Below are 20,238 nucleotides of genomic sequence, written 5' to 3'. Positions count from 1 at the left end.
GTGTAAGACGAATTAGATGGTCTTGGAGGAAGATTCGGATTGTTCCGAGTCTTTTTCCGGTGTTTCTTTTTTCTCGATCAGTCCGCCAGTGGCATCACTCAGGGCTTGTTCGGCGGCCTTGTGCGTGTCGTCGATAGCTTGCTTGGCGCTTTCGGCCGCTTTGCCCATCAATTGCTGGGCGCTTTTCTCGGCCTGATCGCAACCGGCCAAAAGCAGTAAAGACGTAAACATCAATGCTGGGATTGTGTATTTCATAAGGTTTCCTTCGAATGAACAGACAGGCTCACAGACCGGCCGTCGATGGCTGGGCATTCTAGGGAGATCAACACTTCAGGAAAATTCGTATTTTTAGCGGCTATACTTCGGTTTTCACGAACTGTAGACCGTCATGCTCAATTACCGACAACTGCATTACTTCTGGGTCGTAGCCAAGACCGGCAGCATCGTGCGCGCCTGCGAGCAACTGAATCTGACCCCACAAACCATCAGCGGGCAGATTTCCCTGCTCGAACAGACGTATGGCATCGAGTTATTCAGACGAGTCGGCCGGCAACTGGAATTGACCGAGGCTGGCCGACAAGCCCTACCCTACGCCGAGCAGATGTTCCAGCTCGGCGGCGAACTGGAACTGATGCTGCGCGCACAACCCAATGAACAGCAGATCCTGTTCCGCGTCGGCGTCGCCGACGTAGTGCCGAAATCCATCGTCTATCGCCTGATCGCGCCGACCATGGAGCTGAATGAACCGCTGCGCATCACCTGCCGCGAAGACAAACTGGAACGGTTGCTCGCCGATCTGGCCATCCAGCGTCTGGACCTGGTGATCTCCGACAGCCCGATGCCCTCGCACCTCGACATCAAAGGCTACAGCCAGAAGCTCGGCGAATGCGGGATCAGTTTCTTCGCCACCCCGGAACTGGCAGCCAGATACGGTCAGGATTTCCCGCGCAGCCTGCACGGCGCGCCACTATTGATTCCCGGCGCGGAAACCGTGGTACGCAGTCGCTTGCAGCGCTGGTTTGCCGAACAGCAGATTCAGCCGCAAATCGTCGGCGAGTTTGATGACAGTGCGTTGATGCAGGCCTTCGGCCAATCCGGCAGCGGGATTTTTATTGGCCCGAGCGTGATTGCCGATGAAGTGAGGCGCCAGTACGGCGTCGAGCTGATTGGTCAGACCGATGCGGTGACCGAGTCGTTCTATGCCATTTCGGTGGAGCGCAAGGTCAAGCACCCCGGCATCGTTGCGATTACCGAAGGTGCCCGACGCGAGCTGTTTACCGCGTTATGAGGCCTCGGCGCAGATTTCGCGCGGCTTGAGCGTCATCAGCACCATGGCGAGGAACACCGAGAGCAAGATGAATCCGGCGGCGGCAAAGCCGAGGAAGCCCAGACCCGCGCTGTCGATGACCCGGCCTCCGACGATAGCGCCCAGACCGATGCCCAGATTGGCCCCAGCGATGTTCAACGAGGCGGCAAACGCCGGCGCTTCGGGCGCGGCTTTCATCAGCCGCACGTGGCTGACCAGGAACAACGCAGCCTGGGTAATGCCCCAGATCCCCATCGCCACTGCCAGCCCCAGCGGTGAGTGAATATTCGGTACCAGCGAGACCATGCCGGCAATCATGAACGCACAGAACAACACCGACGCCCCCAGCGGATGGCGGTCCACCGCACGACCGCCCAGCGAGTTGCCGATCAGCCCGACCGCACCGAAGGCCATCAGGCACCAACCCACCACAGTGCCGTTGAAACCGGCGAGGCGCTCAAGAATGTCGGCCAGATAGGTGTAAGCGGTGAACATACCGCTGAACACCAGAATCGACAGCAGGATATGGCCAATCATCAACGGGCTGCGCAGGATCTTGAATTGCGAACGGAAGCTGACCTGATGCTGGTGCAGACTGGTTTTCGGCAGGTAAACAAATAGCAGCAAGGCTTTGGCAAAAGCGATGACCGCAAGAATGCCAAAGGCACTGCGCCAGCCGAACGCGTCAGAAATCAGCGTGCCGACCGGGATGCCAAACACCGTCGCACAGACGATGCCGAAACCGATTTTGGCGATCGCGCGGCCGGCGAAATCCGGACCGACGATGTCCACTGCCGTTTCACTGGCCAAAGCCCAGAACACCGGCAGACCGAGCGCCGGGATCAACCGGGCAATCGCCATCACCCAGATGTTTGGCGCCAGCGCCGCCACGGTATTGGCCAGACCAAACATGATCAGGATGCTGATAAACAGCTTGCGCCGCTCGAAGCGGGCGAAATATGCGGTCAGGAAAGGCCCGAACATGGCCACGGTAAAAGCGAATAGAGTCACCAGCAACCCGGCCTGCGGAATGGTGACTTCAAGGTCTCGGGCAATCGCCGGCAACAGGCCGACGATAACGAATTCCGTGGTCAGCACCGTGAACCCGGCAGCGGACAACAGAAGAATGGGCAACAGCATGCGCAACTCCAGCAAAACGACGACACCAGCGTTGACCCGGAGGCCCGCTGGCGAAATTTGAAAATAAGGATGCGCAATCTTAACAGAGTGTGTCCGGGCTGACTTGCCCAAACCTGTCTATCTTGCCGACAACTCCGGTGGCAGATCGTCACAGGCCTGAAGGATAAGGCCTACGCTGTGATAAAGTCCCCGCCCTGAAAAACGTACAACCTGTTCAGCGGCCGGTTTAATGGCGTTGATGTCGCCTCAACACTTTCGGTGCGTGGCGGTGGTCTGCCCCCGTTTTGCCATCGCTATCACGCAACCCCTGCACCCTATAAAAAATCAGAGATGCCGCTATGACTGCTTCATCCCCTTCTCTACTGCACCGCCTCAAGAACCTGAGCCTGGTCACACAGATCCTCATCGGCCTGATCGCCGGTATTGCCTTGGCGATGTTTGCCCCGCAACTGGCAAAAGACACCGCGTTCATCGGCAAAGTGTTCGTGTCGGCGTTGAAAGCTGTCGCACCGATCCTGGTGTTCGTGCTGGTGATGGCTTCCATTGCCAACCACAAACACGGCCAGGAAACCCACATCCGCCCGATTCTGTTCCTCTATCTGCTGGGCACCTTCGCCGCAGCAGTGGTGGCCGTGGTCGCGAGCATGGCGTTCCCGTCGCATCTGGTGCTGTCCACCGATAACGTCGCGGTGACCGCACCAGGGGGCATTGCCGAAGTGTTGCAGAGCCTGTTGCTGAGCGTCGTGGATAACCCGGTGAATGCACTCATCAACGCCAACTTCATTGGCATTCTGGCGTGGGCAATCGGCATGGGCGTCGCGATTCGCCATGCTGGCGACACCACCCGCGAAGTGCTCGGTGATCTGTCCAACGGCGTGACCTTGATCGTGCGCGTGGTGATTCGCTTTGCACCGCTGGGCATTTTCGGCCTGGTGGCATCGACGCTGGCCACCTCCGGTTTCGGCGCGCTGATCGGTTACGCGCATCTGCTGGCCGTGCTGCTCGGCTGCATGCTGTTCGTGGCGCTGGTGATGAACCCGCTGATCGTGTTCTGGAAGCTGCGTCGCAACCCGTACCCGCTGACCCTCAAGTGCCTGCGTGAAAGCGGCATCACCGCGTTCTTCACCCGCAGTTCGGCAGCGAATATTCCGGTGAATCTGGAATTGAGCAAACGCCTGGGTCTGCATGAAGACACCTATTCGGTGTCGATCCCGCTGGGCGCGACCATCAACATGGCCGGTGCGGCGATCACCATTACCGTATTGACGCTGGCTGCCGTGCACACATTGGGTATTGCCGTGGACATTCCTACCGCGATTCTGCTCAGCGTTGTCGCCGCGATTTGTGCCTGTGGCGCTTCGGGTGTGGCCGGTGGTTCGTTGCTGTTGATTCCCTTGGCGTGCAGCCTGTTTGGCATTCCGAGCGAGATTGCCATGCAGGTGGTGGCGGTCGGTTTCATTATTGGGGTGCTGCAGGATTCGGCAGAGACGGCGCTGAACTCGTCGACTGATGTGTTGTTTACCGCAGCGGCGTGCCTGGGGGAAGAAGCAAAAGCCCAGCGCACTGCGTAACAATTGCTGCAATGAAAAGCCCGCCGAGGTGTGAACCCGGGCGGGCTTTTTTGTGGCTGAGATCTTTCCCCCCTCACCCCAACCCTCTCCCCCCAAGGGGGGCGAGGGGGAAAGGGAGCCGATCTTCGTCGCCTTCAAGTCTTGAGTTCGACTCGATAGATCAGGTCAGCGTATCCCGAACCAACAACGCGGTCAGTCCCCTCTCCCTCTGGGAGAGGGCTAGGGTGAGGGCTTTGACTTTTTAGAACGCGCCCATGTAATCACGCTTGCCCACTTCAACACCGTTATGACGCAGCAACGCATAAGTGGTGGTGACGTGGAAGAAGAACTGCGGCAGACCGTAAGTCAGCAGGTAAGCCTGACCGCTGAAGCGTTTTTCCTTTGGGGTGCCCGGACGAGTAACGATTTCGATGCCTTCCTTGCCATCGATCTGCTCTGGCTTGATCTCGCCAATGTAGGCCAGCACCTTGGCAATCAGGGCTTGCAGCTCGGCGAAGGTGGTTTCGGTATCGTCGTACTTCGGCACTTCGACTTCAGCCAGACGCGAGGAAACGCCTTTAGCGAAGTCCACGGCGATCTGTACCTGACGGGTCAGCGGGAACATGTCCGGGTACAGACGAGCCTGCAGGAACGCGTTCGGGTCGATGTTTTTCTCGGTGGCGTGGGCTTCAGCCTTTTTCAGTACATCGCTCAAAGCGTTGAGCATTTGTTGAAAAACCGGGACGGATGCGGCGTACAGGGAAATGGTCATGGCAGTCTCGTGTGGTGGCTGGGTGGAACAAGGAGGCGATTATAGCCATGCTTGATGACCACACGGCTTGCCTTTTGTTTGGCAAGGATTAGGCTAGGCGCCTTCGACTGCAGAGGGAACGCGCGATGACCACAGAACCAGAATCCACCTTCGACGAGCCACGGCTCAACGCCGCGGAAATCCGCATCCTCGGCTCGTTGATCGAGAAACAGGCGACCAGCCCGGAAACCTATCCGCTGACCCTAAATGCACTGGTCACGGCGTGCAATCAGAAAACCAGCCGCGAACCGGTGATGAACCTGACTCAGGGTCAGGTCGGCCAGAGTTTGCGCGCGCTCGAAGGTCGCGGTTTCGCCAAGCTGGTGATGGGCAGTCGCGCCGACCGCTGGGAGCACAAGGTCGACAAGGCGCTGGAGCTGGTGCCGGCGCAGGTGATTCTCAGCGGATTGATGTTTCTGCGCGGCCCGCAGACCATCAATGAACTGCTGACCCGCAGTGGGCGCATGCATGAATTTGAAGACACCGAGCAGGTGGTGCATCAGCTTGAGCGTTTGATTGCGCGGGGGTTGGCCGTGTTGATTCCGCGCCAGGCCGGGCAACGTGAAGATCGTTACACCCATGCGCTGGGTGATCCGGCGGATATCGAGGTGATCATGGCGGCGCGGCAGAATCCTTCGGATCGCGGTGCAAGCAGTGGCGTTTCGGTTGAACGCATCGAAGAGCTGGAGGCGCGGATCGCGGCACTGGAAGAACGCCTGGCCCGTCTGGAATAGCCACCACCGTTTTATTGTGGGAGCGAGCTTGCTCGCGAATGCGGTGTGTCATCCAACGATGATGTAACTGACACGGCCTATTCGCGAGCAAGCTCGCCCCCACAGGGGTTATTCATCAGGTTTCAGATCCTGGGGTTATTCACCATCCCAGTAATCAACGCCATCCTTCTGCCGCGCCACAGCGACAAAGCCTGAAGTATTACCTTCGGCATCCACCTGAAAGTTATCCATCACCGCGTACTTGTTCGAATCCGGGTATTCGCAAATTTCCGGCTGCTGCTGTGTACTCACGGCCAGATATCGCAATTCGCCCGAGCTGGTATTGATGATCTGATGCGCCTGCTCCGGCCCACCCGGCGGGCAAGCGATCACGTCACCTTGGCGAATCGGAAAACGCTCGGCGCCAAGACGCACCTCGCCCTCCCCGGCCACCACGTAGAACATCTCCTCATTGACCCGATGGCTGTGAAACGGGCTGCCACGCATGCCCGGTGGTAGCGCATATAGGCGATAACCGAGTTTTTGCGATCCCAATTGCTGGCCGATACGGGCCATGCGCTGCTGATAGCGCCCGGCGGTTTCGCCTTCCGGGGCCAGGGCTTCGGGCAGGGGTTCGAGTTCGACCTGATGCAGGTTGAGAATAGGTGGGTGCATGGGGAGCCTCGGTCACGGTTTTTGTGGTGGGCAAGTCTGTGCTTGCTGGGGAGGCAGTATAGGCATTGATGGCCGGCGTGAAACCGCGTCGCATCCTTCGCGAGCAGGCTCGCTCCCACAGGGAATCTACAGCGAACACACAATCTGTGTATGACAAAAATTCAACTGTGGGAGCGAGCTTGCTCGCGAAGAGGCCCGCCAGATCAACGCAAAAACAAAGAATCAGCTCCGGGCAAACGCTACCGCCGCCGCAAACTGCTCTTCATTCGGCCGAACGCCTGTGTACAGCACAAACTGCTCCAGCGCCTGGATCGCGATGACTTCCAGCCCGGTAATCACCTTTTTACCTTCGGCCCGAGCGCGCACGATCAGCGGAGTTTCCGACGGAATCGCCACCACATCAAAAACCGTCTCGGCCGCTGCAATAACTTCAGGCGCAAACGCCAACTGCCCCGCCTCCGGCCCCCCGTCCATACCCACCGGCGTCACATTGATCAGCATCTGCGGGCGCTCCTCGCCCAGTTCCGCCTGCCAGCGATAACCCAGCGAATCCGCCAATGCACGCCCGGCGCGCTCGTTACGGGCGACGATCGAACCGTTTTTATAACCGCCATCGCGCAAGGCGCTGGCCACCGCTTTGGCCATGCCGCCGCTGCCACGCAGGGCGAAGGTCGACTCCTTGGGCACCGCGTGGGTTTTCAGCAACTGCTCGATGGCAATGTAATCGGTGTTGTAAGCCTTGAGATGGCCGTTGGTGTTGACGATGGTGTTGATCGACTGGATCGCCGCCGCCGACGCATCCAGTTCATCGACCAGCGCAATGCACGCTTCCTTGAACGGCATCGACACGCCGCAACCACGAATGCCCAAGGCGCGAATGCCGCCGACTGCGCCGGTCAGGTCCTGGCTGCTGAACGCCTTGTAGTAGAAATTCAGGCCCAACTGCTCATACAAATGGTTATGAAAACGCAGACCGAAATTGCCTGGCCGCCCTGACAGGGACATGCACAGCTGGGTGTCTTTGTTCGGGTTCATCTGCATGAAACTTCTCCTTCAAACGCACTTTCGGATAGACGGGATTAGCCAGCCCATCGGGTTCTGAACGATCATAGAGGCCTGTTTTAAACGTGTTCTGTGGCCCTTGCACGGCCCGGTAAAGAAGCCGGTACAGACCTTACACAAAATTTACCCAGCGGCTGTGCTGATTTTCAGAATTTCGCTGTCTTAGAAGTATCCCCGCGACAACTGTGGGCCTGGTGCAGGCCCTGCCGCCGGGTCGAAGAACCGAGGACTTATCATGATTCGTAAACTCCCCATTCTGGCCTTGTTGATTGGCGCACTCGCTGTCACAGGTCAGGCAGAAGCCGGTGGTGGCCACGGCTGGCAAGGCCCTGCGGTGTTTGGCGCGATCGTCGGCTCGGCCATCATCGGCTCGGCACTGATCAATCAGGATCGGCCGGTGTATGTGCAACAACAGCCGGTTTATGTTCAGCCGCAACCGGTCTACGTGCAGCAGCCGCCACCACCGGTCTACTACCAGCCGGCACCGGTGTATGTGCAGCAACCGGTTTACATTCAACAGGCCCCCGTCTACTACGGCCCGCCTCGCGGTTATTACGGCCGGCCACATGGCTACTACGGTGGCCCACGCTGGTAACCGAAACACAGAGCCCCGCTTTTATAGCGGGGCTTTTTTATGACCGTTGGTCGGCCAACGTCTGAAAAAATCTCGCCAAGGTCGCTGTGAGGACAGTTTCACCGGCTAAAGTCGGCATGATTGATTGACCGTAATGTACTTTTCCATAAAACGGTCATTTATTTGTCATGACGGAACCGCAATCTGAATCCGTCCGTAAACAACAGGTTGATAACAACAAGGACGACTGTATGCCAACACAAAACCCGCACCGCATTGTCGGTCTGTGCACCTCCAGCAAGGTGTACAGCGCGCTGACCGAACTCAAGCACCTGGAAGGCCATCGCTGCGCCAAGTTTCTTTCGCTGCTGGCGGAGAATCTGGTGCACAAAGGTTTGCTCAACGAACGCGAAGTCATGCACATGCTCGATCAAGTGGTCGACTGAAGCCTCAATGGCATCAATGACCACTATCGAAAGCGTTGATTGTCCGTAGAAGCGACGAATCTCTAAGGTAGCTCCATTGTTAGATGGAGGTACTCGTCATGGCTCAGGTTCAAATCATGTCCGTTATCGGTAGCGCTGTTCCCGCCTCGCTCAGGGCATCGGGCTTGCTCGCCTGCTGGTATCTGATGCGCGACGGCGAAGCCATCAGCGGCCCGCTGACCTCATTGCCCGCCGCGCAGGCACTGTCGCAAAAACTCGTCAGCGAGCCTTTTCACGCTTAAGGCAGTTGCACCTTGGGCTTGGTCTCGGCGAACAGCGCCCAACTCGACATGAACAGCGCGGCGATCAGCGGCCCGATCACAAAGCCATTCAGGCCGAATACCGCCAGACCACCCAGGGTCGAGATCAGAATCAGGTAATCGGGCATTTTGGTGTCCTTGCCCACCAGAATCGGCCGTAGCACGTTGTCCACCAGCCCAATCACAAATACCCCGAACAGGCCCAGCACCACGCCTTGCCAGATCATCCCGCTGAGCAGGAAATACACCGCCACCGGCGCCCAGACGATCCCCGCGCCGACCGCTGGCAGCAACGACAGAAACCCCATCAAGACCGCCCACAGCAATGCGCTGGGGATGTCGAGAAACCAGAAAATCGCTCCGCCCAGCGCGCCTTGAGTCACCGCGACTACGAGATTGCCCTTCACCGTCGCCCGTACCACGCGGTTGAACTTCAACTGCAAGCGCCGCTTGTGACCTTCCTCCAGTGGCACGGCAGTGCGCACCTTGCGCGCCAGTTCGGCGCCGTCACGCAGAAAGAAAAACAGCAAATACAGCATGATGAAAAAACTCACCACGAATTCGAATGTGCCCTGACCAAAACTGAATGCCTGGCTGGCCAGCACCTGGCTGCCCTGCATTGCCGATTTGACGATTTTCTCGCGCAGGCCATTGAGTTCGCCCATGCCGAAGCGGTCAAGCAAGTGCTGAAAGTACGGCGGCAAGCTGTGCTTGAACTGCGCCAGGTACGCGGCAATGTCCAGCTCACCACTTTCGATATTCTTGTAAACCGTCGCCCCTTCCTGCACCAGCAACACGCTGACGATGATCACCGGCAGAATCGCGATGACCAGACAGATGCTCAACGTGCACAGCGAGGTCAGGTTGCGTTGCCAGCCGAATTTCGCCTGCAACTTGCGTTGCATCGGCGCAAACAGGATGCCAAGGATCACCGCCCAGAACACCGCACCGTAGAACGGTAACAGGATCCAGATGAAGGCCACCGTGACCAGCACCAGCAGCACGGTCAGGGATTTGAATTGAAGACTCTTTTCGTTCATGTCCGGTCCATGTCAGTCAGGCGTCATGCACGCCCCGCTCCTTAGTCAGCCGCGGCGTGCACGAGTGCCATCTTTATTCATGGAGCATAGATCCAGATCAACAAACCCTCGCCGCATCTGACTTACCTTGCCGCGCTTTTGCGACCGACACCGCCATGACCTTGATCCTCACCGCACCCGAATTGCTCGCCCCCGCCGGTACCCTGAAAAACATGCGCTACGCCTTCGCCTATGGCGCCGATGCGGTCTACGCGGGCCAGCCGCGTTATAGCCTGCGGGTGCGCAACAACGAGTTCGATCACGCCAACCTCGCGCTGGGCATTGGTGAGGCCCAGGCAAAGGGCAAGCGCTTCTACGTGGTGGTCAACATCGCGCCGCACAACGCCAAGCTGAAGACTTTCCTCAAGGATCTGGCGCCGGTCATCGGGATGGCGCCGGATGCGCTGATCATGTCCGACCCGGGGCTGATCATGCTGGTGCGTCGGCACTTTCCGCAGATGCCGATTCACCTCTCGGTGCAGGCCAATACGGTGAACTGGGCGAGTGTCGAGTTCTGGCAGCAGCAGGGTGTGAGCCGGATCATCCTGTCGCGGGAATTGTCGCTGGAAGAAATCGGCGAGATCCGCGAACAGGTGCCGGACATGGAGCTGGAAGTGTTCGTTCACGGCGCGCTGTGCATGGCCTATTCCGGGCGCTGTCTGCTCTCGGGCTATATGAACAAGCGCGATGCCAATCAGGGCACCTGCACCAACGCCTGTCGCTGGAAATACTCGGCGCAAGAGGCCACGGAAAATCAGCTAGGCGAAATCGTTCAGACCTTTCAGCCCGAGCCGACCCTGGGCCTCGGCGCGCCGACCGATCAGGTGTTCCTGTTACAGGAAGCCAACCGCCCCGATGAATTGATGCCCGCTTTCGAAGACGAGCACGGCACCTACATCATGAACGCCAAGGACCTGCGCGCGGTGCAACACGTCGAGCGCCTGACGCGCATGGGCGTGCATTCATTGAAGATCGAGGGCCGAACCAAATCGCACTTCTATTGCGCACGCACCACGCAGGTGTATCGAAGGGCGATAGATGATGCTGTGGCCGGGCGTGAGTTTGATCGCAGCCTGATGACGGACTTGGAGTCACTTGCGCAGCGTGGCTACACCGAGGGTTTTCTGCGTCGGCATGTGCATGACGAGTATCAGAATTATCAGAATGGCAGCTCGGTTTCGGAGCGTCAGCAGTTCGTGGGTGAGCTGACGGGGGAGCGACGGGATCGGCTGGCTGAGGTCAAGGTGAAGAATCGCTTTGCACTGGGTGATCATCTGGAATTGATGACGCCCGCAGGCAATTTTCATTTTGATTTGCATGAGTTGCAGAGCCTCAAGGGTGAGGCGATCGAGGTGGCGCCGGGGGATGGGCATACGGTTTATGTGCCGATTCCGGAGGGGGTGGATTTGCGGTTTGGGTTGTTGATGCGGGATCTGCGGGGTGCCTGAGAAGCCCCTCACCCTAGACCTCTCCCAGAGGGAGAGGGGACTGATTGGGGGATATTGGAGAGATCCACCGACCTGAACGTACTGCGCCGAATCCATAATGAACTCTTCCGATCAAGCACACTGGACTTGGCTGAATCCATAATCGACTCGGTCGTACAGCTTGGCTGAATCCATAATCGACTCGATTGTTCAGGTCGGCGTATAACCCGAGACACCTCGGTCGGCCCCCTCTCCCTTTGGGAGAGGGCTGGGCGGGCGGCGTTCCGATGAGGGTAGCCTTTGTCAAGCAACAAACTCCTCCCGCAACATCGCCACAAACGCCTCCCGCGCCGGATGCACCCCGGCGTTTTCATGCCAGTAAAACAAGTTGTCGACGGCCGTCAGCTCCGGGAATTCATACCCCACACACCCGGCCCCTTTCGCGTACTGCTCAAACACGCCCTTGGGCACCAGTGCCACCCCCGCCCCGGCACTCACACACCCGACAATCGCGCCATAACTGGCCAGACTGACAATCGGCAACGCCTGGCCCTGACGCAACAACCAATGCTCCAGCGCCGCGCGATACGGACAACCCTGCGGCCACATGAACACGGTTTTGTCCTGCAGATCATCGATGCCGCGTACCGGCCCAAACGAGGTCGACGCGATCAACAACAGCTCTTCGCGATACATCGGCGTGCGCTTGAGCTGCGAACGCTCGACATCCACCGCGACAATCGCCCCGTCGAGACGATGGCTGACGGTGTCGTCGAGCAATTGCCCCCAAGTGCCCGTGGTGAGTTCCAGCGCCACCTGCGGATAGCGCTGGTGAAATTTCGCCAGCAAGCGCGGCAAGCGCCCGGTCGCCGAGGATTCGATCGCGCCGATACGCAACGGCCCGGACGGCTCGGCCGAAGGATCGACTGCGCGTTTGGCCTCGACGGTCAGCGCCAGAATCTTTTCCGCATAGACCAGAAACGTCTGCCCCGCCGGGCTGATGCGCAACCCGCGACCCTCACGCAGAAACAGTGCAACGCCCAACTCGGCCTCAAGTGCCTTGATCCGCGCGGTGATGTTCGACGGCACGCAGAACAGCTTTTCCGCCGCCCGGGCGATGCTGCCGACCTCGGCCACAGTCTTGAACATACGGATTTGTGCCAGTTCCATACCAATCACTCTGAGTGAGCATTCAGCGCAGTATAAGTCAGTTGTGGCGAATGATCGGGCGCCCGGATACTCGGCGTATCAACACCACCGAGCGCCCGATCATGCCGCACCCTTCCCCGTTGAAAATCCTCCTGGCGATGGCATTTGTCGTCGGTTGCTGGGCCTATTCACCGACCGGCATTCACATTGGTCTGCAAGCCTACGTTCCCGGACATCTGGCGTTGCTGCGGTTTCTGTTGGCCTCGCTGTTCATGGCGCTGATTGCTGCCTTCAAAGGCGTTCGCCTGCCACACCTGCGTGATGTGCCGCTGTTGTTCGCTTTGGGTTTCTTCGCCGTGAGCCTGCATCATGTCGCGCTGAACATCGGCCAGCAAAGCGTCAGTGCCGGGGCTTCCAGTGTGTTGGCGCAATCGAGTCCGCTGTTCAGCACGCTGCTGGCGCGGTTCGTGTTCAAGGATCAGGTCAGCGCCTGGCGTTGGGGTTGTGTGTTGCTCGGTTTTGTTGGCGTGGTGATCGTAGTCAGCGGCGACAAGGGCTTGGGCGACATTGATGCGCATGCCCTGCTGATCCTGTTGGCGGCGGTGTCATGGAGCGTTTACTTCGCCCTGCAAAAACATCATGCGCGGCGATACGACGGCTTCAGCCTGGCCTGTTATGCGGTGTGGTCGGGGACGTTGATGCTGCTGATCTATCTGCCTGGGCTGGGTCAAGCTGTGCTGAATGCGCCGCTGCGGGCGCAAGGGGCGGTGTTGGCATTGGGCGTATTTCCCAGTGCGCTGGCCTATCTGGCCTGGGGCTTTGTGCTCAAGCATGTGGATCTGAGTCGGGCGACAATGACGTTGTATCTGATACCGCCGACGGCGATGGCGATTGCGTCGGTTGGTTTGGCTGAGCGGCCGACGTTACTGGTGCTGGTGGGCTCCGTGGTGGTGTTGATCAGTGTGTTGGCGTTGAATCTGGAGCGGCGGGTTGGGGTGGTTAGGGCTGCCGGGGTCTGATCTGAAATCTGTTCTGAAGCGTATGCCGTCTTCGCGAGCAGGCTCGCTCCCACAGGGAAATGCGTTCCAATGTGGGAGCGAGCCTGCTCGCGAAAGGGCCGGTAAATCCAGCGAAAAACCAAGGTTCAGCGCCGATCATCGGACAACGGCGTCGGCTCATCCGCCGGCGGTACATCGTCATCAGCCGCCGGATCCTGCCAGTCTTCGGGACGATCAGCATCGCTCAGCGGATCACGCCCGGGGGGCATTCCCATCGGTGCATCGTGATCGGCCAAGGTCGGTTCATCGGTACCAGGCAGCGGCCGGGTCGGATCGGTCGGCAGCACACCGCCCTGAAACAGCAAATCATTAGCCATGACACACCTCACCAAGGAGGTCCGGAAAACCCGGGCCGTACAACTTGGAATCAGGCCGGTTGGCGGCGTGCTATCGAACAGACGAGCGGCGCTCAACCCCGCGCGGAAAAGCGGTCGCGGCTGTTGGTCAGGTGCAGCCACATTGCAGCGCGCGCGGCATCCGCATCCTGACGCTTGATCGCGTTCAGAATCGCCTCGTGCTCCAGATGGGCCAGTTGCCCGAGCTTGCTCAAATCCGCCGCGCCACGTTCAGCAGCATTGATCCGGTTACGCGGGATCATCGCACTGCCCAGGTGCTGCATGATCTCGCTGAAACAGACGTTACCCGTGGCTTCTGCAATCAGCAGATGAAAGCGTCGATCCGCCTCGACACAACTGTCGTTGTTATCCAGCAGACTTTGATAGTCGTCGAGCGCCTGACGCATTTGCAGCAATTGCGGCTCCGTGCGACGTTGCGCTGCCAACGCCGCCGCTTGGGTTTCCAGGCCCAGACGCAATTCCAGAATGCTGCGCACGCCGAGCGCGGTATCGACATTCAGGCGCAAGCCCTGCTCCGGCGCGCGCTCGATGACGAACGTGCCGATGCCGTGGCGCGTCTCCACCAGTCCCGAAGCCTGCAATTTGGAAATCGCCTCACGCACCACCGTGCGGCTGACGCCGTGTTCCTGAACGATGGAATTTTCCGAGGGCAGTTTATCGCCGGGCGTCAGCTGACCGAGCAGGATGCTCTGGGTGAGCTTCTCCACCAAGTCATGGGCGAGGTTGTGCGCACGTTTGCGAGCAGGAGCGTCGATATCTTCTTGCATGGTCGGTTCCGGTGATCGGGGCTTGTCGATCGTAGCATTGCGAGGCTGGCTGACGGGACTGATTCTAGCGCCTTAACTTGTATGACAACATTCAAATAAATCGGAAAAGATCAGGACTCCTTGAAAATTACTCGTGCGCAGCAGGGGAAATTTATCGCGCTCCCCAAAGTATAAAACCCAATAAGCGCGAGGCTAGAATACCAAAAAGCATAAGAAACCGACCTTCCAGATAAAATTAATCGGCCCTCCCCACTTGTAGGACAAAAAATCTCAGTTGTATGATGTCTATCAACAACGCAGCACCCGCCCTACCCCGCATAAAAATAATCAGTGGGAGAAAACCAAGTGAAAACCTCCGTCTCCGGGATGAACGAGGGCGTCGATTCGACACTCGCGTCGGCCATCTCGAAAGTGAAACGCCACGTCCTGCCGCTCTTTGTGATCATGTTCATCGTCAATTACATTGACCGGGTGAACATCGGTTTCGTCCGCACCCACATGGAACACGACCTCGGCATCGGTGCCGCCGCATACGGCTTCGGCGCCGGTCTGTTCTTCATCGGTTACGCACTGTTCGAAGTCCCGTCGAACATGCTGCTGCAGAAAGTCGGCGCACGCATCTGGCTGACCCGCATCATGTTCACCTGGGGCCTGGTCGCCGCCGGCATGGCGTTCATCCAGAACGAAACCCACTTCTACGTATTGCGCTTTTTGCTCGGCGTGGCCGAGGCCGGGTTCTTTCCCGGGGTGATCTACTACTTCACCCGTTGGCTGCCCGGCGCCGAACGCGGCAAAGCGATTGCGATCTTCCTCAGCGGCTCCGCCGTGGCTTCGTTGATCTCCGGCCCGTTGTCCGGCCTGCTCCTGCAGATCAACGGGCTGGGCATGCACGGCTGGCAATGGATGTACTTCATTGAAGGGATGTTCTCGGTGGGCCTGTGCGTGTTCGTCTGGTTCTGGCTCGACGCCAAACCCCACGACGCGAAATGGCTGAGCCGCGCCGAGCAGGACGCACTGGTCAATGCCATCGACGCGGAACAGAAAGCCCGCGAAGCCGCGACACCGATCCGGCCATCGATGGGCAAACTGCTCAAAGATCGCCAGATCATCCTGTTCTGCCTGATCTACTTCTTCATTCAACTGACCATCTACGCCGCTACATTCTGGCTGCCGAGCATCATCAAAAAAATGGGTGAGATGAGCGACTTCCAGGTCGGTTTGTTCAACTCGATTCCGTGGTTGCTGTCGATCATCGGCATGTACGCCTTCGCCTCGTTCTCGGCCAAGTGGAAACACCAGCAGGCGTGGGTCGCCACCGCCCTGTTGATCGCCGCTGCGGGGATGTTCATGTCCACCACCGGCGGGCCGATCTTCGCCTTCGTTGCGATCTGTTTTGCCGCGCTGGGCTTCAAATCCGCTTCGTCACTGTTCTGGCCGATTCCGCAGGCCTATCTGGATGCGCGCATCGCTGCGGCGGTGATCGCGCTGATCAACTCGGTGGGCAACCTAGGCGGCTTCGTCGCGCCGACCACGTTTGGTTTGCTCGAAGAACACACCGGCTCGATTCAGGGCGGCCTCTATGGCCTGGCCGCGACCTCAATCATCGCCGCGATCATCGTCTTCTTCGCACGCACCACACCGAAACCTGCTGCTGATATCGCCGTGGCCGATGCCGCGCCAAAGCACGCCTGACGTCCATTTTTAAAGATTGCGAATAAGAAGGATAAAAACCATGACTGCACACGACATCGCCAAAGCTCCGATCATCACCGATATGCAAGTCATCCCGGTGGCCGGTCACGACGGCATGCTGCTCAACCTGAGCGGCGCCCACGGGCCGTTTTTCACCCGCAACATCGTTATTCTCAAAGACAACGCCGGCCATACCGGCGTCGGTGAAGTGCCCGGTGGCGAACGTATTCGCCAGACGTTGGAAGATGCACGCAGCCTGGTGGTCGGCAGCCCGATCGGCACCTGGCAGAAGATTCTCAATCAAGTCCGCCAGACCTTCGCTGACCGCGATGCCGGCGGTCGTGGCCTGCAGACTTTTGACCTGCGCATCACCATTCACGCGGTCACCGGTCTTGAAGCCGCGCTGCTCGATCTGCTCGGTCAGCATCTCGATGTACCGGTGGCGGCGCTGCTTGGCGAAGGTCAGCAACGCGATGAAGTGAAGATGCTCGGCTATCTGTTTTACGTCGGTGATCAGCGCGAAACCGACCTCGCCTACCGCAGCGAACCAGACGCCGACAACGACTGGTTCCGCGTACGTCACGAGAAGGCCATGACCGCCGAAGCCGTGGTGCGCCTCGCCGAAGCGGCCCACGCGAAATACGGTTTCAAGGACTTCAAACTCAAGGGCGGCGTGCTCAGCGGCGATGCCGAAATCGAAGCCGTCACAGCGCTGGCCGAGCGCTTTCCCGAGGCGCGCATCACCCTTGATCCGAACGGTGCGTGGTCACTCAAAGAAGCTATTCGTTTGTGCCGCGACCAGCATCAGGTGCTCGCCTACGCCGAAGACCCGTGTGGTGCGGAAAACGGTTATTCCGGTCGCGAAGTGATGGCTGAGTTCCGCCGCGCCACCGGGCTGAAAACCGCCACCAACATGATCGCCACGGACTGGCGCGAAATGGGTCATGCGATCCAGTTGCAGTCGGTAGACATTCCACTGGCCGACCCGCACTTCTGGACCATGCAGGGTTCGGTGCGCGTGGCGCAGATGTGCCATGAATGGGGCCTGACCTGGGGTTCGCATTCCAACAATCACTTCGATATTTCCTTGGCGATGTTCACCCATGTCGCCGCTGCTGCGCCGGGGGAGATCACCGCGATCGACACTCATTGGATCTGGCAGGACGGACAGCGCCTGACCAAAGCACCGCTGCAAATTGTCGACGGTCTGGTCCAAGTGCCGAAAAAACCGGGGCTGGGTGTCGAGCTGGATATGGATCAGGTGGCCAAGGCTCACGAGCTATATAAAGGCATGGGCCTCGGCGCACGCGATGACAGCGTGGCGATGCAGTTTCTGATTCCTGGGTGGAAGTTCGATAACAAGCGGCCGTGTCTGGTGCGCTGATCATTAGTCCAACCCGATACCCCCACAGGCTCATCTTTACTGGGAATAGGGGTTGAATTGGGGTATCTGGTTCAACAGATGATCCTGTGGGAGCTGGCTTGCCAGCGATTGCGGTGGGTCTGCCTGCATAGATGCTCGCCATGCCGGCCCCATCGCTGGCAAGCCAGCTCCCACAGGGGATGATGTGAGTCAGGCAGAGAGTTGCAGCAGCCAGTTTTTGAACGCCATCATCGCCGCCGTTTCCGGGCGTGACTGCAACCGCGTCAGCCAGTAACTCCCCGTGGTGATCTCAACCGCAAACGGCTGACAAATCGCCTCCGCCGCCAGTTGCCGGGCGAACATCAGCGGTGGCGCCAGTGCCACCCCACTGCCCTGCAACGCCGCCTCCATCATCGCCAACGACGAATCAAACACAATGCTTTGCGGCGGCGCCGCATGCGTTGCCAACCCGGCGGCCTGAAACCACTGCGGCCATTCATCGGTGCGATAGGAACGCAGCAGGGTTTGCTGCAACAAGTCCCCCGGCGAATGCAATTGCCGAGCGATCTCCGGCACACACAACACCGACAGCGGCGCATCAAGCAAACGCGTCGCCTCAATGCCATGCCACGCCCCGGCGCCAAAGCGGATCGCGTAATCCAGCCCTTCTGCCGCGACATCCACGCGATTGTTGTTGGTCGACAGGCGCAAATCTATGAGCGGATGTTTCGAACGGAAGTCCGCCAGCCTCGGCAACAGCCAGCCCACGGCGAACGTACCCACCGCGCCAACGGTCAGCATTTCGCGATACTGTCCGCCAGCGAGGCGTTCGAGGATCTGCGCGATGTGATCGAACGACGTGCTCAGTACCGGCAACAAAGTTTCGCCCTCGCTGGTCAGCATCAGCCCACGGGGCAGGCGTTTGAACAGGGTGACGTTGAGTTGCGCTTCCAGGCTTTTGACCTGATGGCTGACGGCAGCCTGGGTGACGCACAGCTCCACGGCCGCGCGAGTGAAGCTCAAATGGCGCGCGGAGGCTTCAAAGGCGCGCAGTGCGTTGAGCGGCAATTGCGGTCGAATCATGCCCAGTCCCAAATTTTTCTAATGGCTCGTGCGAGTTTTCGTCGTTTGTCGATTGGCATCGAGCTGACTAAATTGGCGGCGCTGATCAGTCGCCCAACACAGAAATCGCCCGTAGTGTAGCGGGATAACGCTATCAACACTCATGGAGAGTGGTTCATTCATGCCATCCATTCAATCGAGCAAAGTCATTTCCTGCGCCGCTTTCGGCCTGTTTTTCGGTGCCACATCCTGCCTAGCCGCTGCGCCCGACGCTGTGCAGCTGCAAGCATTGGTCAACAACGCGGTAACGCCCGTGATGCAGCAGCAGAACATTCCCGGCCTGAGCGTTGCGCTGACCATCAACGGCAAGGCGCATTACTTTAACTACGGCGTCGCCAGCCAAGACACCGGGCAAAAAGTCAGCGAAAACACCCTGTTCGAAATCGGCTCGGTGAGCAAGACCTTCACCGCTACCCTCGCCGGGTACGCCCAGGCGACTGGCAAACTCGATCTGTCGGCCAAGGCCAGCCAACTCTGGCCTGATCTGAAAGGCAGCGCCTTCGACAACATCAGCGTGCTGCAATTGGGCACCTACAGTGCCGGCGGTTTGCCGCTGCAATTCCCGGACGACTCGGATTCGTCTGACAAGATGCTCGGCTATTTCCAACAGTGGAAACTGGTATATCCCGCCGGCAGCCATCGCCAGTACTCCAACCCGAGTCTGGGCCTGTTCGGTTATCTGGCCGCGAAAAGCCTCGGCCAACCGTTTGATCAGGCGATGACACAAACTCTGCTGCCTAAACTCGGTTTGCAGCACACCTACCTCAGCGTGCCTGCCGCGCAAATGGAGCTGTATGCGCAGGGCTATGACAAAAACGGCAAACCGGTGCGCGTCACGCCCGGCGCGCTGGACGCACAAGCCTATGGCGTGAAAACCAGCGCGGTGGACATGCTGCGTTACGTACAGGCCAACCTGAAACCTGAAACGCTTGAAGCGTCCCTGCAAAAAACCATCGCCAACACCCACACCGGTTACTACACCGTCGGCGACATGACCCAAGGCCTGGGTTGGGAAATGTACCGCTACCCGATCAGCCTCGATCGTTTGCTGGCGGGCAACTCGACGGAAATGGCCATGCAGGCACACAAGGTGCAGTGGCTGAATCCGCCGCAACCGCAACCGCATGACGTGTTGATCAACAAGACTGGCTCTACCGGTGGTTTCGGGACTTACGTGGCGTTTGTGCCGAGCCAAGACATTGGCATCGTGATCATGGCCAACAAGAACTTCCCGATTCCTGAGCGGGTGAAGATCGCCCACAACATTCTTAGCGCTGTTGCTGACTGAAAATCAAAAGATCGCAGCCTGCGGCAGCTCCTACATTGACCGAGTGAAAACCCGATCCTGTAGGAGCTGCCGCAGGCTGCGATCTTTTGTCTTTAAAGCTGTGCCTGCAACTTCCAGCCGATGACATCCATCAAGTCGCAACTGTCACGCAACGGAATCGCCATCACCCGGGCGAAATCCTGCAGCAGCAAGGCGTCATGGCCCTTGCCATCCCCCAGCGTCAGTGTCTCCATCAACTGCGTCACACAGCGCAAACGGTAAGCCGCCGTGCCATGCAGCACATCCACCGGTGCTTCGCGGTCGATCAGCAGGCAGGGAATGGTGCAGTCGATGCCGGTTATGGGTATGTATCGAGCCATGT

The 20,238-nt window shown here is 58.9% G+C and carries 22 protein-coding genes; 11 read left to right on the top strand and 11 right to left on the bottom strand.

Annotated elements, in window-relative coordinates; genetic code table 11:
- Window positions 1-12: 12 nt before the first annotated feature.
- Window positions 13-255, bottom strand: a complete 243-nt coding sequence (locus ACI514_RS06000; RefSeq protein WP_160058693.1) for a hypothetical protein — start codon at window positions 253-255, stop codon at window positions 13-15.
- A 133-nt stretch (window positions 256-388) separates the two neighbouring features.
- On the opposite strand from ACI514_RS06000, the gene nhaR reads away from it, so the two are divergent.
- Window positions 389-1,288: a transcriptional activator NhaR gene (gene nhaR / locus ACI514_RS05995; RefSeq protein WP_160058694.1), complete on the top strand. Its 900-nt coding sequence runs from the start codon at window positions 389-391 to the stop codon at window positions 1,286-1,288.
- Here nhaR and ACI514_RS05990 read toward each other — a convergent pair.
- Window positions 1,283-2,446: an MFS transporter gene (locus tag ACI514_RS05990; protein ID WP_405123280.1), complete on the bottom strand. Its 1,164-nt coding sequence runs from the start codon at window positions 2,444-2,446 to the stop codon at window positions 1,283-1,285. The two genes, nhaR and ACI514_RS05990, sit on opposite strands and share 6 nt — an antisense overlap.
- Before the next feature lie 338 nt (window positions 2,447-2,784).
- Here ACI514_RS05990 and sstT point away from each other — a divergent pair, with 338 nt between their 5' ends.
- Complete coding sequence (gene sstT, locus ACI514_RS05985) at window positions 2,785-4,017, top strand: serine/threonine transporter SstT (protein ID WP_160058695.1); 1,233 nt, start codon at window positions 2,785-2,787, stop codon at window positions 4,015-4,017.
- Window positions 4,018-4,258: 241 nt separating this feature from the next.
- On the opposite strand, the gene ACI514_RS05980 is transcribed toward sstT, so the two are convergent.
- Window positions 4,259-4,768: a DUF1993 family protein gene (locus ACI514_RS05980; protein WP_034154670.1), complete on the bottom strand. Its 510-nt coding sequence runs from the start codon at window positions 4,766-4,768 to the stop codon at window positions 4,259-4,261.
- Between the two features lie 125 nt (window positions 4,769-4,893).
- Between ACI514_RS05980 and ACI514_RS05975 the strand changes: the two genes are divergently transcribed.
- A complete protein-coding gene (locus tag ACI514_RS05975; RefSeq protein WP_160058696.1) occupies window positions 4,894-5,541 on the top strand; it encodes a YceH family protein in 648 nt (215 codons plus the stop codon).
- A 135-nt stretch (window positions 5,542-5,676) separates the two neighbouring features.
- Here the strand turns inward: ACI514_RS05975 and ACI514_RS05970 are convergent, their stop codons facing one another.
- Entirely contained in the window at window positions 5,677-6,195 is a 519-nt protein-coding gene (locus tag ACI514_RS05970) for a cupin domain-containing protein (protein WP_160058697.1), read from the bottom strand.
- 222 nt (window positions 6,196-6,417) lie between these two features.
- On the bottom strand, window positions 6,418-7,236 hold the full coding sequence (locus ACI514_RS05965) for a shikimate 5-dehydrogenase (RefSeq protein ID WP_405123279.1): 819 nt from the start codon (window positions 7,234-7,236) through the stop codon (window positions 6,418-6,420).
- Between the two features lie 256 nt (window positions 7,237-7,492).
- On the opposite strand from ACI514_RS05965, the gene ACI514_RS05960 reads away from it, so the two are divergent.
- The 3 genes from ACI514_RS05960 to ACI514_RS05950 all read left to right on the top strand — a co-directional run bounded on the left by ACI514_RS05960 (window position 7,493) and on the right by ACI514_RS05950 (window position 8,558).
- A complete protein-coding gene (locus ACI514_RS05960) occupies window positions 7,493-7,852 on the top strand; it encodes a hypothetical protein (protein WP_007917357.1) in 360 nt (119 codons plus the stop codon).
- Between the two features lie 230 nt (window positions 7,853-8,082).
- The gene (locus ACI514_RS05955; RefSeq protein WP_016984641.1) at window positions 8,083-8,277 is read left to right on the top strand and encodes a hypothetical protein; all 195 of its coding nucleotides are present in this window, start codon (window positions 8,083-8,085) and stop codon (window positions 8,275-8,277) included.
- Window positions 8,278-8,375: 98 nt separating this feature from the next.
- Window positions 8,376-8,558: a hypothetical protein gene (locus tag ACI514_RS05950; protein ID WP_123450964.1), complete on the top strand. Its 183-nt coding sequence runs from the start codon at window positions 8,376-8,378 to the stop codon at window positions 8,556-8,558.
- Here ACI514_RS05950 and ACI514_RS05945 read toward each other — a convergent pair.
- Window positions 8,555-9,616, bottom strand: a complete 1,062-nt coding sequence (locus ACI514_RS05945) for an AI-2E family transporter (protein WP_160058699.1) — start codon at window positions 9,614-9,616, stop codon at window positions 8,555-8,557. The genes ACI514_RS05950 and ACI514_RS05945 overlap by 4 nt on opposite strands.
- A gap of 155 nt (window positions 9,617-9,771) precedes the next feature.
- Between ACI514_RS05945 and yegQ the strand changes: the two genes are divergently transcribed.
- On the top strand, window positions 9,772-11,103 hold the full coding sequence (gene yegQ / locus ACI514_RS05940) for a tRNA 5-hydroxyuridine modification protein YegQ (RefSeq protein ID WP_405123278.1): 1,332 nt from the start codon (window positions 9,772-9,774) through the stop codon (window positions 11,101-11,103).
- A 282-nt stretch (window positions 11,104-11,385) separates the two neighbouring features.
- On the opposite strand, the gene ACI514_RS05935 is transcribed toward yegQ, so the two are convergent.
- Window positions 11,386-12,252, bottom strand: a complete 867-nt coding sequence (locus ACI514_RS05935) for a LysR family transcriptional regulator (RefSeq protein ID WP_160058701.1) — start codon at window positions 12,250-12,252, stop codon at window positions 11,386-11,388.
- A gap of 101 nt (window positions 12,253-12,353) precedes the next feature.
- On the opposite strand from ACI514_RS05935, the gene ACI514_RS05930 reads away from it, so the two are divergent.
- Window positions 12,354-13,250, top strand: a complete 897-nt coding sequence (locus ACI514_RS05930; RefSeq protein WP_405123277.1) for a DMT family transporter — start codon at window positions 12,354-12,356, stop codon at window positions 13,248-13,250.
- Window positions 13,251-13,375: 125 nt separating this feature from the next.
- On the opposite strand, the gene ACI514_RS05925 is transcribed toward ACI514_RS05930, so the two are convergent.
- Window positions 13,376-13,606 carry a hypothetical protein gene (locus ACI514_RS05925; protein ID WP_160058703.1) on the bottom strand — a complete coding sequence of 77 codons (231 nt, stop codon included), beginning with the start codon at window positions 13,604-13,606 and terminating at the stop codon, window positions 13,376-13,378.
- A 92-nt stretch (window positions 13,607-13,698) separates the two neighbouring features.
- The gene (locus tag ACI514_RS05920; protein WP_160058704.1) at window positions 13,699-14,412 is read right to left on the bottom strand and encodes a FadR/GntR family transcriptional regulator; all 714 of its coding nucleotides are present in this window, start codon (window positions 14,410-14,412) and stop codon (window positions 13,699-13,701) included.
- 345 nt (window positions 14,413-14,757) lie between these two features.
- Between ACI514_RS05920 and ACI514_RS05915 the strand changes: the two genes are divergently transcribed.
- Window positions 14,758-16,104: an MFS transporter gene (locus ACI514_RS05915; protein WP_160058705.1), complete on the top strand. Its 1,347-nt coding sequence runs from the start codon at window positions 14,758-14,760 to the stop codon at window positions 16,102-16,104.
- Window positions 16,105-16,144: 40 nt separating this feature from the next.
- Entirely contained in the window at window positions 16,145-17,488 is a 1,344-nt protein-coding gene (gene gudD, locus ACI514_RS05910; protein ID WP_405123276.1) for a glucarate dehydratase, read from the top strand.
- Between the two features lie 189 nt (window positions 17,489-17,677).
- Here gudD and ACI514_RS05905 read toward each other — a convergent pair whose 3' ends face one another.
- Window positions 17,678-18,550: a LysR family transcriptional regulator gene (locus ACI514_RS05905; RefSeq protein WP_405123275.1), complete on the bottom strand. Its 873-nt coding sequence runs from the start codon at window positions 18,548-18,550 to the stop codon at window positions 17,678-17,680.
- Between the two features lie 160 nt (window positions 18,551-18,710).
- On the opposite strand from ACI514_RS05905, the gene ampC reads away from it, so the two are divergent.
- Entirely contained in the window at window positions 18,711-19,877 is a 1,167-nt protein-coding gene (ampC, locus tag ACI514_RS05900) for a class C beta-lactamase (protein ID WP_160058708.1), read from the top strand.
- A 92-nt stretch (window positions 19,878-19,969) separates the two neighbouring features.
- On the opposite strand, the gene ACI514_RS05895 is transcribed toward ampC, so the two are convergent.
- The gene (locus ACI514_RS05895; RefSeq protein ID WP_160058709.1) at window positions 19,970-20,236 is read right to left on the bottom strand and encodes a hypothetical protein; all 267 of its coding nucleotides are present in this window, start codon (window positions 20,234-20,236) and stop codon (window positions 19,970-19,972) included.
- Window positions 20,237-20,238: the final 2 nt, after the last annotated feature.

Source organism: Pseudomonas sp. M20 (assembly GCF_045037865.1).
Lineage (GTDB): Bacteria > Pseudomonadota > Gammaproteobacteria > Pseudomonadales > Pseudomonadaceae > Aquipseudomonas.
This window is presented reverse-complemented; position numbering and strand designations above follow the sequence as displayed.